General features: G+C 62.7%; 13 protein-coding genes. 11 read left to right on the top strand and 2 right to left on the bottom strand.

Annotated features, from left to right (window positions below; genetic code table 11):
* Positions 1-36 precede the first annotated feature (36 nt).
* The 3 genes from FNZ07_RS17080 to FNZ07_RS17070 all read left to right on the top strand — a co-directional run bounded on the left by FNZ07_RS17080 (position 37) and on the right by FNZ07_RS17070 (position 1644).
* A complete protein-coding gene (locus tag FNZ07_RS17080) occupies positions 37-483 on the top strand; it encodes an Ohr family peroxiredoxin (protein ID WP_091010264.1) in 447 nt (148 codons plus the stop codon).
* Positions 484-610: 127 nt separating this feature from the next.
* Positions 611-1057 carry an OsmC family protein gene (locus FNZ07_RS17075; protein ID WP_091010263.1) on the top strand — a complete coding sequence of 149 codons (447 nt, stop codon included), beginning with the start codon at positions 611-613 and terminating at the stop codon, positions 1055-1057.
* Between the two features lie 128 nt (positions 1058-1185).
* Complete coding sequence (locus FNZ07_RS17070) at positions 1186-1644, top strand: MarR family winged helix-turn-helix transcriptional regulator (RefSeq protein ID WP_091010261.1); 459 nt, start codon at positions 1186-1188, stop codon at positions 1642-1644.
* Positions 1645-1741: 97 nt separating this feature from the next.
* Here the strand turns inward: FNZ07_RS17070 and FNZ07_RS17065 are convergent, their stop codons facing one another.
* Positions 1742-2470 carry a class II aldolase/adducin family protein gene (locus tag FNZ07_RS17065; protein WP_091010259.1) on the bottom strand — a complete coding sequence of 243 codons (729 nt, stop codon included), beginning with the start codon at positions 2468-2470 and terminating at the stop codon, positions 1742-1744.
* A gap of 375 nt (positions 2471-2845) precedes the next feature.
* Here FNZ07_RS17065 and FNZ07_RS17060 point away from each other — a divergent pair, with 375 nt between their 5' ends.
* Complete coding sequence (locus FNZ07_RS17060; RefSeq protein ID WP_091010257.1) at positions 2846-4009, top strand: hypothetical protein; 1164 nt, start codon at positions 2846-2848, stop codon at positions 4007-4009.
* Positions 4010-4505: 496 nt separating this feature from the next.
* Here the strand turns inward: FNZ07_RS17060 and FNZ07_RS17055 are convergent, their stop codons facing one another.
* A complete protein-coding gene (locus FNZ07_RS17055) occupies positions 4506-5165 on the bottom strand; it encodes an NAD(P)-dependent oxidoreductase (protein WP_091010256.1) in 660 nt (219 codons plus the stop codon).
* A 100-nt stretch (positions 5166-5265) separates the two neighbouring features.
* On the opposite strand from FNZ07_RS17055, the gene FNZ07_RS17050 reads away from it, so the two are divergent.
* The 7 genes from FNZ07_RS17050 to FNZ07_RS17020 all read left to right on the top strand — a co-directional run bounded on the left by FNZ07_RS17050 (position 5266) and on the right by FNZ07_RS17020 (position 13654).
* Positions 5266-6216, top strand: coding sequence for a LysR family transcriptional regulator (locus tag FNZ07_RS17050; protein WP_091010254.1), 951 nt, complete (start codon positions 5266-5268; stop codon positions 6214-6216).
* A 129-nt stretch (positions 6217-6345) separates the two neighbouring features.
* The gene (locus FNZ07_RS17045; RefSeq protein ID WP_091010252.1) at positions 6346-7836 is read left to right on the top strand and encodes an FAD-dependent monooxygenase; all 1491 of its coding nucleotides are present in this window, start codon (positions 6346-6348) and stop codon (positions 7834-7836) included.
* A gap of 75 nt (positions 7837-7911) precedes the next feature.
* Positions 7912-9327, top strand: coding sequence for an MFS transporter (locus FNZ07_RS17040; protein ID WP_091010250.1), 1416 nt, complete (start codon positions 7912-7914; stop codon positions 9325-9327).
* 204 nt (positions 9328-9531) lie between these two features.
* On the top strand, positions 9532-10608 hold the full coding sequence (locus FNZ07_RS17035; protein WP_091010248.1) for an LLM class flavin-dependent oxidoreductase: 1077 nt from the start codon (positions 9532-9534) through the stop codon (positions 10606-10608).
* An 18-nt stretch (positions 10609-10626) separates the two neighbouring features.
* Positions 10627-11451, top strand: a complete 825-nt coding sequence (locus FNZ07_RS17030) for a class II aldolase/adducin family protein (RefSeq protein WP_091010246.1) — start codon at positions 10627-10629, stop codon at positions 11449-11451.
* A complete protein-coding gene (locus FNZ07_RS17025; protein ID WP_091010244.1) occupies positions 11451-12050 on the top strand; it encodes a cysteine dioxygenase family protein in 600 nt (199 codons plus the stop codon). Before FNZ07_RS17030 ends, FNZ07_RS17025 begins: the two co-directional genes overlap by 1 nt.
* Positions 12047-13654 carry a rhodanese-related sulfurtransferase gene (locus FNZ07_RS17020; protein ID WP_091010242.1) on the top strand — a complete coding sequence of 536 codons (1608 nt, stop codon included), beginning with the start codon at positions 12047-12049 and terminating at the stop codon, positions 13652-13654. The genes FNZ07_RS17025 and FNZ07_RS17020 overlap by 4 nt, the downstream gene beginning before the upstream one ends.
* The last annotated feature ends 26 nt before the right edge of the window (positions 13655-13680 follow it).

Genomic DNA, 13680 nt, shown 5'->3' with positions numbered 1-13680 from the left:
AAAGCTTCTTACCCCTCACTCACGAAGGAATCCATCATGACCAGGATCGAAAAAATCATTGTCTCAGGCAACAGCCATGCCACGATCAACCACGACCCCGATGTCGAGCACGGTGAACTCGGGGTTCTCGACCTCAAGCTATCGGCGCCCGATGGCGACGCCAGCGAGTTCATCGCCACCGGGTTGCACCCAAGAGCGGAGCAGCTGTTTTCGGGTGCATGGTCTGCCTGTTACATCAGCGCGTTCGAAATCGCCGCGTCGATGAAGAAGATTACGCTGCCGGCCGACTACTCCGTGGACATCAAGGTAAGCATTGGGGAGACGGGGACAGGATGGTGCCTTGGCGCCGGGTTCACCATTCGCGCGCCGGGTCTCGCGGCGGAAGTAGTCGAGGCACTCGCGCACCGTGCCCATCAGATCTGTCCGTACTCGAAGGCTGTGCACGGCAACATCGAAGTCACCCTGAACGTCATCACTGCATGATCGGGCAAGTAGAGCGGTTTCCGCCCAACGCAAGGTTCATTCTGCGCACTTAATATCGCATACGATTTAATCGGTAGAGATTTAAATTCATCTAACGTCCTAACGTCAACTCACGAAGGAATCCATCATGGAAAAGATCCAGAAAGTCCTCGCCGCAGGCAACTCCCACGCTACGGTCAATCGCGACCCGAATCTCCAACGTGGCGAGTTCGGCGTCTACGACCTCAAGCTGACAGCACCGGGCCTCGAAAACGTCGAGTTCATCGCCGCCGAGCCGCACCCGAAAGCCGAGCAGTTGTTTGCAGGCGCCTGGTCGGCCTGCTACACCACGGTGTTCGGAATTGCTGCCTCGATGAAGAAGGTCAAGCTGCCTGCCGATTACTCCGTGGACCTCCAGGTCAACATCGGGCAGACCGGTGCGGCCTGGTTCCTCGGTGCCCAGTTCACCGTTCGTGTCCCAGGAGTGGAAAAGGAGGTCGTCGAGGCAATCGCGCACCTTGCCCATCAGATCTGCCCGTACTCGAAATCCGTACACGGCAACATCGAGATCGAAACGAACGTCGTCGCGGCGTAATCCACGAGGGCATGTGCCTCGCCGACTGAGGCACGTGCCTTTCAATGAACACTCTGTTGCGATAAAATCGCACGCGATGTATTGTGCGATTTCCACAGAACGCGGTGCTCTAGCCAGAAAGGATACAAATGAAAACTGCAAACCAGGCACCGGCTACCGCCAGACCGCTTTCAGATTACCTGTGCTTCGCCGTCTATTCCGCGAACCTCGCATTCGGCAAGGCCTACAAACCGATCCTCGATGAACTCGGGATTACGTATACCCAATACATCACGATCATTGCGCTGTGGGAGGAAGAGCACCAGACCGTCAGCGGTCTAGGCGAAAAGCTGTTCCTCGAATCCAACACGCTCACGCCGATCCTGAAGAAGCTCGAGGCGTCGGGTTATGTCGAAAGGCAGCGCGACCCCGAAGACGAGCGTCAGGTGCGCGTCAGCCTCACGAAAAGCGGTCGAAAGTTGCGTGAGAAAGCCCTGACCATGGATCTCGCCAAGGCGACGGGCCTGACACCTGACGAGTTTGCGAAAGTGCAGCAAGCGATCGTGACACTGCGCGACAACCTCGTCAGGTCCGTGCAGGAAGGTTGATGAGCATCGAGTGGTCTGGATGACGCAATCTTGTCTGCGCGATGCTCAATTGAAAGCGCTGTGGCCGTGACGCAGTTGTCCTGCCACGCGACGTGCTTCAATCCTTATAGCCCGGATCCAGTCGGTCCAGCCGGCGCAGCAACGCGGGCCAGATAAGCGCACCGTCGTTACCTTTAGTCACCCGACGCACATCTTCCCGCAAACGCTCGCGCGCCGCGGGAGCCACGACGGCAAGAGCGGCTCCGCCCGATTGCGCCATGATCTGCGTCTCGCACGCACGCTGTAGCGTGTACATGCGCTTGAACGCGTCGGCCACTGTACGACCTACAGTGAGCAGACCATGGTGACGCAGCATCAAATATTCATTCTGGCCGAGACTCTTCACGAGGCGCGGCTTCTCGTCGTCGTGAAGAACCAGCCCTTCGTAATCGTGGTAACCGAGCGAGCCGAGCACGAGCATGGCCTGTTGAGAAACCGGCAGAAGCCCATCGCGCTGCGACGATACCGCGATGCCCGCCTGAGTATGGCAATGCACCACGCACTCGGCGTCGGGTCGATTCTCCTGAATCGCACTATGGATGACCAGTCCGGCAGGATTGACACGCAGCTCCCGAACAACCGCCTCGTCGCCGGAAAAATCGACCTTCACCAGATTCGATGCCGTGATTTCCTCGAAGGTGAGATCGAACCGGTTGATGAGGAATTGATGCCCCGACCCCGGCACGCGCACCGAGATATGCGTGAAGACAATGTCGTCCCATCCGTACAGATGAATCAGGCGGAAACAGGCGGCTAGATCAACGCGCAATTCGGCTTCGGTTTGCATGTTCGATGCTCCTGAATGACAGACGATTTCTAGCGCGGATTTAATGGCATGGATCGTTTCGCCAGGCGAAAGCAAGCGTTCCGCTCTACCGATTTTGTCTCTTGTAAATCATCAGACCTATCCTAGACTTGTTTCTAGCCACCTGCCTCAAAACCCGAATCAGTTCGCCTTTTCTTTTTCCGCTCGCGTGCATGCGCGATAAGCGGACGGCTCCGCTTTGCGTAGCGATACACGAAAGAACGCAACGCGCGAACCGATATGCGGCGCTCACAAGTCTCAGCTCACTCGCATCAGTCTGCGCCTCGACGAGGCCGCCTGGCCCGACGACCAGGATCTTTCCTCAACGGCTCCTTTCATTCGCACAGGAGACATCGTATGCAACCGCAACGCACATTACTGTGGATGGTTCTCGTCGCACTCGGACTATCAGGTGCCGCCACTGTGCAGGCCCAGACCACCGTGGTGGTTGACAATGGGCTGGGAACCCAGGTCTCCAGCCTTCAGACCGATCCAGGTCAGCCGGATAACGTGAACGTGCCCATCCTTGGGGGCGAGCTCCTGATGATCAATCCCAGTGGAACACTCACCGCGTTCAGCGATTTCGGCAACCCCGCCCAGGGCCCGATTGGCAGTGGCAATCTCGGCGGCACGGCCTGGGTGCCGTCTGGGCCGCCGGGTGAAGGTGGCGGCAGCGTGGCAGTCACGGATGCATTTGCGGGCAGCAACGGAGCGGGAGCCCTGTTTCTGGTCAACCCCAGCAACGGGCAGCGCACACTCCTGAGCGACTTCGGTAACGGCTGGCAGGGTCTCGGAGAAAACCCGGTAGGCGTCGCATACGTCAGGGGACCATCCGGGCAGGGCGGCACACTCTATGTCGCCGACAGGAACTCCGGCACGGGCCACAACGGTGCCATCTTCGCGGTCGATCCGGTTAGCGGGAATCGAATCTATGTGAGCGATTTCGGCAACGGCTCGCAAGGCGCGTTAGGCGTGAATCCCATTGCCATCGCTGCCGTACCACCCGGGGTGTTGAGCGTGTTCGGCGCGAGTGGGGGACTCGTCGTGCTGGATAACGATGCGGGCCTTGGGCGTGTGGGGGCGATCTTTACCGTGGACTTCCTCGGCAATCGCACCTATCTCAGCGACTTTAGTGACAGCACGCAGGGACTACCGATCCCTGGAGCGCAGGCCATCGCCGTAGTCCCCACCGTGCTGGGCACCTCGATCCTGGTGACGGACAATCTCGGTGGCACCAATAGTCAGGGCGCGTTGTGGCGTATCTCCAGCAGCGGTGTCCGCACGCTGATCAGCGATTTCGGCGTTAGGTCGCAGGGGCCCGAGGGAATCACGCCAAGCGGAATTGCGCCGACCACCGACGGTAGCGGAAACGTCCTTGTGACAGATGATTTCGGTGACCAGCTTCCGAGCCAGGCGCAAATATTTCTGGTGACGCCCGGCGGGCAGCGCACGATTTACAGCAGATGCGCCGTCGCCCGCCTCGCGCCATGCCGGGCCCCTATGGCGATTACCCAGTACTGAACTGGCGTCTGCCCATCCGCCTGCCCGTTGCCCGTTAAAACGCCACGATTACTCCATGAGCACAAAGCGAGGAGTTAAAACATGAACACGCACATCAGCCGGCCCGACGCGTCCAGACGCGCGCTATCCCTGTCTGGAATCCCAGTCCTCACGCTGGTACTGCTGTTGGGATTGATGGCGGGACACCCAGCATGGGCACAGGGGAGTCCCAAGGGACCCGCTGCGTGTACGACCTCGTCCGCCAAGGTGGCATCGCTGATATTCCCCCCCGGCGTTCTACTGGGGGGCGTCGCTGGCTATTGCCAGAAATCCCCGTCGCAGTGGTTCTGGCGTCTCGAGGGCGACTCAACCGTTGCGAGCCACCCCGCCCTCGCAATGTGGTCCCAGGTGCGGAACATATGTACGCAGGCGGGTGGGATATCCGGCACACCAGACGTGTTGTATACCCTCACCGTGCTTTGCAGATTCCCAGTCCCCAGTGAACGCGTCACTCAACTCACGCCTCGCGCGCAGCCGTAAATCGCGCCTTGATATAGCGAGGCGTCTCAAGCTCATCGACGATCGCCACGGCGAGGTCGGCTACCGAAATACCGGCCGGCTTGTCGCCGTCCATTAGCAGGTTCTCTGCGCCAAGACGATAGGCACCCGTGCGCTCGCCTTCTTCAAGGAATGCCGGCGGGCTCACGAACGTCCAGTCGAGCGTGGTGTTACTGCGCATCGTATTTAGCGCGTCGCGTGCCGCTCTCGCGCCAAGCTGGATGTTCGGCGGGACATGTGCGGTAAAGTCCTCCGTGTCGACGAGCTGGACACCAGGCGCGACAAAAAGACTACCCGCGCCGCCGACAATCACAAGACGCCGTACCCCACTCGCTTCCACGCCACGAACAATCGCGTCGTGCCCACGCAGGAAGTTATCGAACAGTTCCGTATCGTTCCAGCCGGGGTTGAACGCCGACACGACAGCATCGTGGCCGCGCACGGCGCTGGCAACCGACTCCGACGAGTAAGCGTCGCCGGTCACGACATCGAGGCCCTGCTGCGGCGCAATCCCCGCGCTCTTTCGAACCATCACCGTGACCTCATGCCCACGCTGCAGCAACTCCTTCTGCACGTGTTTGCCGACAAAGCCCGACGAGCCAATCAATGCAACTTTCATGGTCTTTCTCACAAGTAGAGATGAAAAGGCCATGCTACCGATCCATCTTCGACTTTAAAATACACTACAAACTACGATCTCTTTTAAGCCTGACTTCAAAATGAACGATCTACGCCAACTGGTGGTCTTCGCGGAGACGGTCTCGCACGGTTCGATGAGTGCGGCCGCGATACGGCTGGGGATGACGCCTTCGGCGGTCAGCCAGACCATCAAGGCACTGGAACGGCAGGCAGGCGTCACGCTGCTGCATCGTTCCACACGCAAGCTGACGCTCACCGAAGACGGCAAGCAGTGTTATGCGCACTGCCTGCAACTGATGGCGTCGTGGAAAGCGGCAAGCGATTCACTGAGCGAGGCTCGCGACGCCCCAACCGGCGAGTTGCGCATCGCCGCGCCCTTGGGCCTTGGGCCGTACATCGCGCCGGCGCTGGCGTCGGTCCTTTCCACCTGGCCGCAACTCCGCCTGCGCCTGTTGGCGAGTGACGATATGGTCGATCTGATCGATGCGCGCGTCGACCTCGCGATCCGGATCGGCAACATGGCCGACTCCGACTGGACTGCCCAGAAGCTCTGTGAACTCGAAACGATCTTGTGCGCATCTCCTGCTTATCTGGCGCGCAACGGCACGCCCAAGAATCCGCAGGAGTTGAGCGACCATCAATGGATAACCCTCGAGATGCAGGTTGAGGCTGCCCGCTCCGTCAGTTCTTCCGATGGTGCGGCGCCAGTCATACCCATGACGCTCGTCGGTGAGAGGCGGACGAAACAGACGGTGCAGGTTAGCGTGCGCGTGATCAGTACGACTCAACCCGCGGTTCAACAGATGTGCGAAGAGGGGCTGGGGATAGCATGTCTTTCGTATATCGAGGTGCTGAGTTCTCTCAAGCACCACAATCTGGTTCACATCTTGCCGAAGTGGGCACTGCCGACTCGCCCCGTAACACTGGTGACACCGCGCAAGGATGGCCAGCCGGCAAAGGTACGGGCCGCCGTCGAGGCGTTGCGGTCGTACTTCCGCGACCTCCCAACGGTGCGTCCATCCTCGGGTTGATCTCGCGCAGGCAAATGCACGAGCGGATAATCCACTGCTGCGGTGGTGGCGGCGGGCAGAAGACGTAACCCCGATTTGACGAAGCACTGGCTCCGATAGACGGTGGCCAGAGCGAACAAGGAAATCAACTTGATCCATGACGTTGTAATCGCCGGCGCCGGCCCGGTCGGCTTGTTTCTCGCGTGCGAGCTGCGCCTCGCGGGTCTCTCGGTGCTGGTGCTGGAGCAGGCCGCTAGTCCTGATTCGCCCTTGAAGCGCCTGCCGTTCGGCATGCGCGGCCTGTCGGTGCCGACCATCGAAGCCTTCTACCGTCGCGGCCTGCTGAACGACATCGCGATGCCGCAACGCGCGCAACCGGCGCGTCGTCAGGCTGGCCACTTCGCCGGCATCCCGTTTGACTTCGACAACATCGATACGTCGAAGTGGGCGTATCGCCTGCCCAGTCCCGCCGACACCAACATGGCCGCCGATATGGAGCGCATCGAATCCGCGCTCGCCGCTCGCGCAGCGTCGACAGGCGTCGAGATCAAACGGGGTTTCGGCGTCGAAGGCTTCGATCAGACGGACGAACAAGTGACTGTTCGCGCAGGTGGCGAGACTTTTCGCGCGCGCTGGCTGGTCGGTTGCGATGGCGGCCGCAGCGTCGTGCGCAAGGTGGGTGGCTTCGAGTTCGTGGGCACCGATCCTGAGTTCACCGGTTATTCCGTTCAAGTCGAGCTGGCCGATCCGGACAAGCTGAGCCTGGGCCGCCACTACACGCCGACCGGCATGTATTTCCAGTCGCAACCGGGGATCATCGCGATGGTCGCATTCGATGGCGGCGCGTTTCATCGAACCGAGCCGATCACGCTCGATCATGTACAGACGGTGTTGCGTCATATCTCCGGCGCCGACGTCACGTTGGCGGCCCTGCACCTTGCGACGACCTGGACCGATCGCACGTATCAGGCAACGGCTTACCGCAATGGGCGAGTGCTACTCGCCGGCGACGCCGCCCACATCCATTCCCCGTTAGGCGGCCAGGGGCTCAATCTCGGGCTCGGCGACGCGATGAACCTTGGCTGGAAGCTTGCCGCTACCGTTCGTGGCGACGCACCGGACGGCCTGCTCGACAGTTATGCGAGCGAGCGGCACGCGGTGGGCGCGCAGGTACTCGACTGGTCGCGCGCGCAGGTTGCGCTCATGCGGCCCAGCCGGAGTTCGCGCGCACTCGAAGCGATCGTCCGCGACCTCATCGACACACGCGACGGCGCCACCTACTTCGCCGAGCGCGTGTGGGGCGTTTCGCTTCGCTACGACCTGGGCGGCAACCACGCGCTGGTGGGCCGCAGCGCTCCCGATTTCGAGTTGCTCGATGGAGCAAAGCTCGGCGAGTTGCTCGCAAATGGAAGAGGCCTGCTTCTCGACTTCGACGCTCGCCCAGCGCTTGAAGCGCTGGCAAGCCGCTGGCGCGACCGGATCACGTACGTTGGAAGTGACGTCAAGAATCGACTCGGCTTGAGCGCGGTGCTCGTGCGTCCCGACGGCTTCGTCGCCTGGGCGTGCGATGGGAATGTGTCTCCCGATCGTGACGAAGCTGCACAGATCGCATTGCGATTATTCGGCGAACCGCGCGAATAACATCTGCGCAAACCCGCGCATCGATGCAATAATCACGACTCGCGCTCACCCCTGTCTCACCACCCCACGCTGTCCATGTCGCTTGTTCCGAAGGCTTTCATTGCCCCCATGATCGTTGCGTGTGCAATGTTCATGGAGAGCGTGGACGCCAACGTGATCGTCACCGCGTTGCCCGAGATGGCACGTGCATTCGGACGCGATCCAGTCACCCTGAAAATCGCCGTGACCAGTTATGTGCTGGGGCTCGGCGTGTTCATTCCCGTCTGCGGCTGGCTCGCCGACCGCTTCGGTGCCCGCACGGTGTTCCGCACGGCCATCGGCATCTTCGTCGCCGGTTCGCTGCTGTGCGCAGCCTCCACTTCGCTCTTCACCTTCACGCTTGCGCGCTTCGTACAAGGCGTGGGCGGCGCCATGATGGTGCCGGTCGGGCGGATCATCATCTTTCGCGTCGTCGATCGCTCGGAGTTCGTTCGCGCGATGAACTACCTGAGCCTGCCCGCGATGCTCGGGCCCGCGGCCGGTCCGCTGCTGGGCGGTTTCATTACGACTTACCTGCACTGGCGCCTGATCTTCTTCATCAACATTCCGATCGGCATTCTCGGCATCTACCTCACCAACAAGCACATCAAGAACACGCGCGAGCCGCACCCTGGGCCGCTCGACTGGACCGGCTTCGTTTTGTCGGCCGGTGGCGCATCGCTGTTCCTGCTCGGGCTTTCGCTGGTGGGCAGCGAACTCGCGTCCGGCGCGACCGCCACGGAGATGACGGTGCTCGGCGCCGTGATGCTCGGCCTGTACGTTCTGCACGCCCGCCGCGCGACGCTGCCGCTGCTCGACCTGCGCTTCTTCCGCGTGCCGACCTTTCAGGCAAGCGTGCTCGGCGGATCGCTGTTTCGTATCGGCCTCGGTGCGGTGCCGTTCCTGCTGCCGCTCATCTTGCAGGAAGGGCTCGGTATGAGCGCGTTCAAGTCGGGGCTCATCACGTGCGCATCGGCGTTCGGCGGCATGTTCATGCGTACGCTCGCCACCACCACGCTGCGCCGCTTCGGCTTTCGCACCGTGCTGATGTACAACGCCGCGTTCTCCGGCATCGCGATTGCCGCATGCGGCGCGTTCGTGCCGGGCACGCCCACCTGGATCATCTGGGTCGTCGTGCTGCTGGGCGGTTTCTTCCCGGCGTTGCAGTTCACCAGCCTGAACTCGATGACCTACGCCCAGATCGAGAGCCGCGACGTCGGCCGCGCGACCAGCCTCGGCAGTGTCGTGCAACAGATTTCGCTCGGCCTCGGCGTGACGATCGGCGGGATCGTGCTGCAGATCACACGCTCGCTGCACGGACATCCGGCCATCACGTGGTCGGACTTCTGGCCGGCATTCCTCGTCGTCGGCTTGTGCTCGTTCGCGTCGATCCCGGTCACGCGTCGGCTCGCGCACGATGCCGGCGATGAAATTGCGCGCGGCAGCCGGGGCCCGGCCCCGGCAAAGACCTAGCCGAACCTGCGTGTGGCCTCACTTCGGGCCTCACCACAAACATGCGCAACCGATATGTTTATCGGCATTTAATATTTAAGCTTTGCATGGCCCGGTGTTAACCTGCGAGGCAGTCGGCAGGTGCTCGGCGCTTCGCTCGCAGCACGCTGCCTGTTGCTATCCGTACGACGCCTCGCGGCGTCGGCGCGCAGACAAGGAGCCAGCGTGAGCGTCGAATTCATCGGCATGATCCAGCCGCAGAAAGTCTCGGAAACCCATCTGGCGCAAGGCCCCGCCCTCGACATCGATTATCTGCGCCAGTTCGCCCAGGCCCACGAAGCGGCCGGATTCGACCGCATTCTCGTGCCCTACCATTCGACTAGCCCGGACGCGATGCTCACGGTCGCGTATGCGGCGAGCGTGACCACACGGGTGCATTTCATGCTCGCGCACCGGCCCGGCTTCGTTGCGCCGACGCTGGCCGCGCGGCAACTCGCGACGCTCGATCAACTATCTGGCGGCCGGCTCGCGGTGCACTTCATCTCCGGCGGCAGCGACACCGAGCAACGGCGCGACGGCGACTTCCTCGCGCACGACGAGCGCTACGCGCGCACCGACGAGTATCTGCAGATCCTGCGCCGCGTCTGGACCGAAACAGCACCGTTCGATCACGAAGGCCGCTTTTATCGCTTCGAGAAAGCGTTCTCCGAAATCAAGCCGAAGCAGTCGCCCTACGTGCCGATCTATTTCGGCGGTGCGTCCGCACCCGCGCTCGAAGTGGCCGGGAAGCACGCGGATGTGTACGCACTGTGGGGCGAATCGAAACAGCAGGTGCTGGAGCAGGTCACGCGCGTACGTGCCGAAGCCGCGAAGCATGGCCGCAGCGTGCGTTTCTCGGTGTCGTTCCGGCCGGTTCTCGCTGCAACGGAAGCCGCCGCCTGGGAACGCGCCGAACACATCCTCGCCGAAACGCGGCGCCTGCGCGAAACCCAGGGGCTCGGCACGGGCGCACCGCTCGAAAGCGAAGGCGCGCGCCGGTTGCTAGCCGCATCGGGCTCGGGTGTGCGTGCGGATGAGCGGCTGTGGACCGCGGTCGCGAAAGAAATCGGCGGACGCTCGAATTCGACGGCACTGGTCGGTACACCGTCCCAGGTCGCGCAAACGCTCGCCGAGTATCACGAACTCGGCGTGACAACGTTTCTGATCCGCGGTTTCGATCCGCTCGAAGACGCTGTCGACTATGGCCGCGAACTGATTCCCGCGACTCGCGAACTCACGTCGCGCGTGCGCCACGCTGCCTGAACTCAAGGACATTCCACGATGAGCACCGCTATTTCCGCTGCGCCCGCTTTCGCTCCCACAGTCGCGCTACGCGATACACCGATACGCAAGTTCTGGTTCGACGAAGTGCCCACCGCACCGACACTCGCCGCCGAACGCCGCCACCGCCAGGAGCGACTCGCCGGCGCGTTCCGGTTGTTCGCGCGTTACGGTTTCGATCAGGGGCTCGCCGGTCATATCACCGCGCGCGATCCGGAATGGCCCGATCACTTCTGGGTCAACCCGCTCGGCCGCCACTTCGCGCGAATCCGCGTATCCGATCTGCTGCTCGTGAACAGCCACGGTGAGATCGTGGTCGGCGAAGGGCCGCTCAATCAGGCCGCGTTCGCGATCCACTCGGCGATTCACGAAGCGCGCCCCGACATCGTCGCCGCCGCGCACACGCATTCGCTGTACGGCAAGGCCTGGTCGACACTCGGCCGGACAATCGATCCGCTCACGCAGGACTCGTGCTCGTTCTACGAAGACCATGCACTGTTCGACGACTTCCAGGGTGTCGTGCTCGACACCAGCGAAGGCGCGCGCATCGCCGAAGCGCTTGGCTCGAACAAGGCCGTGATCCTGAAGAACCACGGCATCCTCACCGCGGGCCCGAGCGTCGGTGCCGCGGCCTGGTGGTACATCGCGCTCGACAACGCATGCCATACGCAACTGCTCGCCGAAGCGGCCGGCAAACCGCAACTGATCCCACACGACGTCGCTGCACTCACACATGAACGCGTCGGCCGTCCAGGCGGCGCGTACTTTTCATTCGAGAGCCTGTACGAAGGACTCGTCGAAGCCGAACCGGACCTGCTCGACTGATGACGATCGGCAAACTGCGGCACTTCGTCGGTGAAATCGCGGCGATCGTCGACACAGCACGCGCCGAAGCCGAGCTGATCGAACGAGGTTCGGCCGCGCTGCGCCAGCTCGTCGCCGTCGACGACTGGCTGCCCGATGCGTACGCACAACCATCGCCGGATCGCTATCAACAGTTCCTGCTATACGCCGATGCGCGGCAGCGCTTTTCGGTGGTCAGCTTTGTCTGGGGGCCGGGCCAGCGCACACCGGTTCACGATCATACGGTGTGGGGCTTGATCGGCGTGTTGCGCGGCGCCGAGCGCGCAACGTCGTATCGACGCGATGCGCATGGTGTATTGCACACCACCGGCGACGACGTCCTGCTCGAACGCGGTACCGTCGACGCAGTCTCGCCCGATCTCGGCGACATCCACCGCGTCAGCAACGCCTACGACGACCGCGTGTCGATCAGCATTCACGTGTACGGCGCAAATATCGGCGCGGTACATCGCTCGGTGTATCCGCCCGACGGGGCGCCGCCGAAGCCCTTCGTCTCCGGCTATTCGAACGACACCCTGCCCAATCTCTGGAATCTCAGCAAGGAAGCCCTCGCCACATGAGTTCATTTCCGCTGCGCACCGTTCATGACGTGCGCGAAGCCCTGCTCGCCCGACGCGAGATCGCCCTGCTCGACGTGCGCGAAGAAGATCCGCATGCGCAGAGTCATCCGTTGTTCGCTGCCAACCTGTCGCTGTCGAAGCTCGAACTCGAAGCGTGGACGCGTCTGCCGCGCCGCACGGTGCCGATCGTCCTGCTCGATGCGGGCGAAGGCTATGCCGAACGTGCTGCACAGCGTCTGAGCGAACTCGGCTATACCGACGTTGCGCTACTGGACGGCGGCTTGGACGGCTGGGTTCGCGCGGGCGGAGAAACGTTTCGCGACGTCAACGTGCCGAGCAAGGCGTTCGGCGAATTCGTCGAAGCGCAGCGGCATACGCCGTCGCTATCCGCGCAAGCCGTCGACGCGTTGCTGAAAAGCGGCGAAGACGTCGTCGTGCTCGATGCACGCCGCTACGACGAATATCAAACGATGAACATCCCCGGCAGCATCAGCGTGCCGGGTGCCGAACTCGTGCTGCGTGCCCGCGCGCTGGCGCCGAACCCGGCAACGCGTGTGATCGTCAATTGCGCGGGGCGCACGCGCAGCATCATCGGTACGCAGTCGCTCGTGAATGCCGGGTTGCCGAATCCCGTGGCGGCACTGCGTAACGGCACGATCGGCTGGACGCTCGCGGGCCAGACGCTCGAACACGGCAGCGCGCGCCAGTTCGAACCACAGGCCGGCCATGCCACCGACGATCTCGCGCAGTCCCGGCGCGCCTCACGCGCACTCGCCGATCGCGCAGGCGTAAGCCGGACGACACTCGCCGAAGCGGCGGCATGGAGCGCAGACGCGTCGCGCACCACGTATCGCTTCGACGTCCGCACGCCCACCGAATATGAAACCGCACACGCGCCCGGTTTTCAGGGCGCGCCGGGCGGCCAGCTCGTGCAGGAAACGGAGATGTTCGCGCCGGTGCGGGGCGCACGCGTCGTGCTGTTCGACGACGATGGCGTGCGCGCCAACATGACGGCGTCGTGGCTCGCGCAGATGAACATCGATGTGTACGTCGTCGACGAGGCGAGCCACGAGGCGTTGACCGAACATGGCCCCTGGCGAGGCCCAAAGCCACAACCGGTCGCGACGCAGACCGTCGCACCTGAGGTGCTGGCGACGTGGCTCGCCGATCCATCGAGCGGTACCGTCGTGCTCGACTTCACCTCCAGCGCGAACCATGTGAAAGCGCATATTCCAGGCGCATGGTGGACGCTACGTTCACGACTCGCCGGCGACGCTGCGGACCTGCGCGCGCTGCCCGATGCGAAACGCTATGTGGTGACCTGTGCGACCAGCGCACTCGCGCCGTTCGCGGCGCCGGAAATCGCCGCACTCACGGGCAAGCCGGTGCATCTGCTGGCAGGCGGTACGGCAGCGTGGATTCAGGCCGGCCTGCCGCTCGAGGCAGGGGACGCGCGGCTTGCGTCGCCGCGCATCGATCGCTATCGGCGGCCGTATGAAGGCACCGACAGCGCACACGAAGCGATGAATGCGTATCTGGAGTGGGAGTACGGTCTCGTCGCGCAACTCGAACGCGACGGCACGCATGGGTTCTTCGTGATCTGACGGCGGGCCTTGATTGCGGGCCGCGC

The organism is Paraburkholderia megapolitana (assembly GCF_007556815.1).
Classification (GTDB): domain Bacteria; phylum Pseudomonadota; class Gammaproteobacteria; order Burkholderiales; family Burkholderiaceae; genus Paraburkholderia; species Paraburkholderia megapolitana.
The sequence above is the reverse complement of the archived record's forward strand: the minus strand, read 5'-3'. Positions and strand labels throughout refer to the sequence as shown.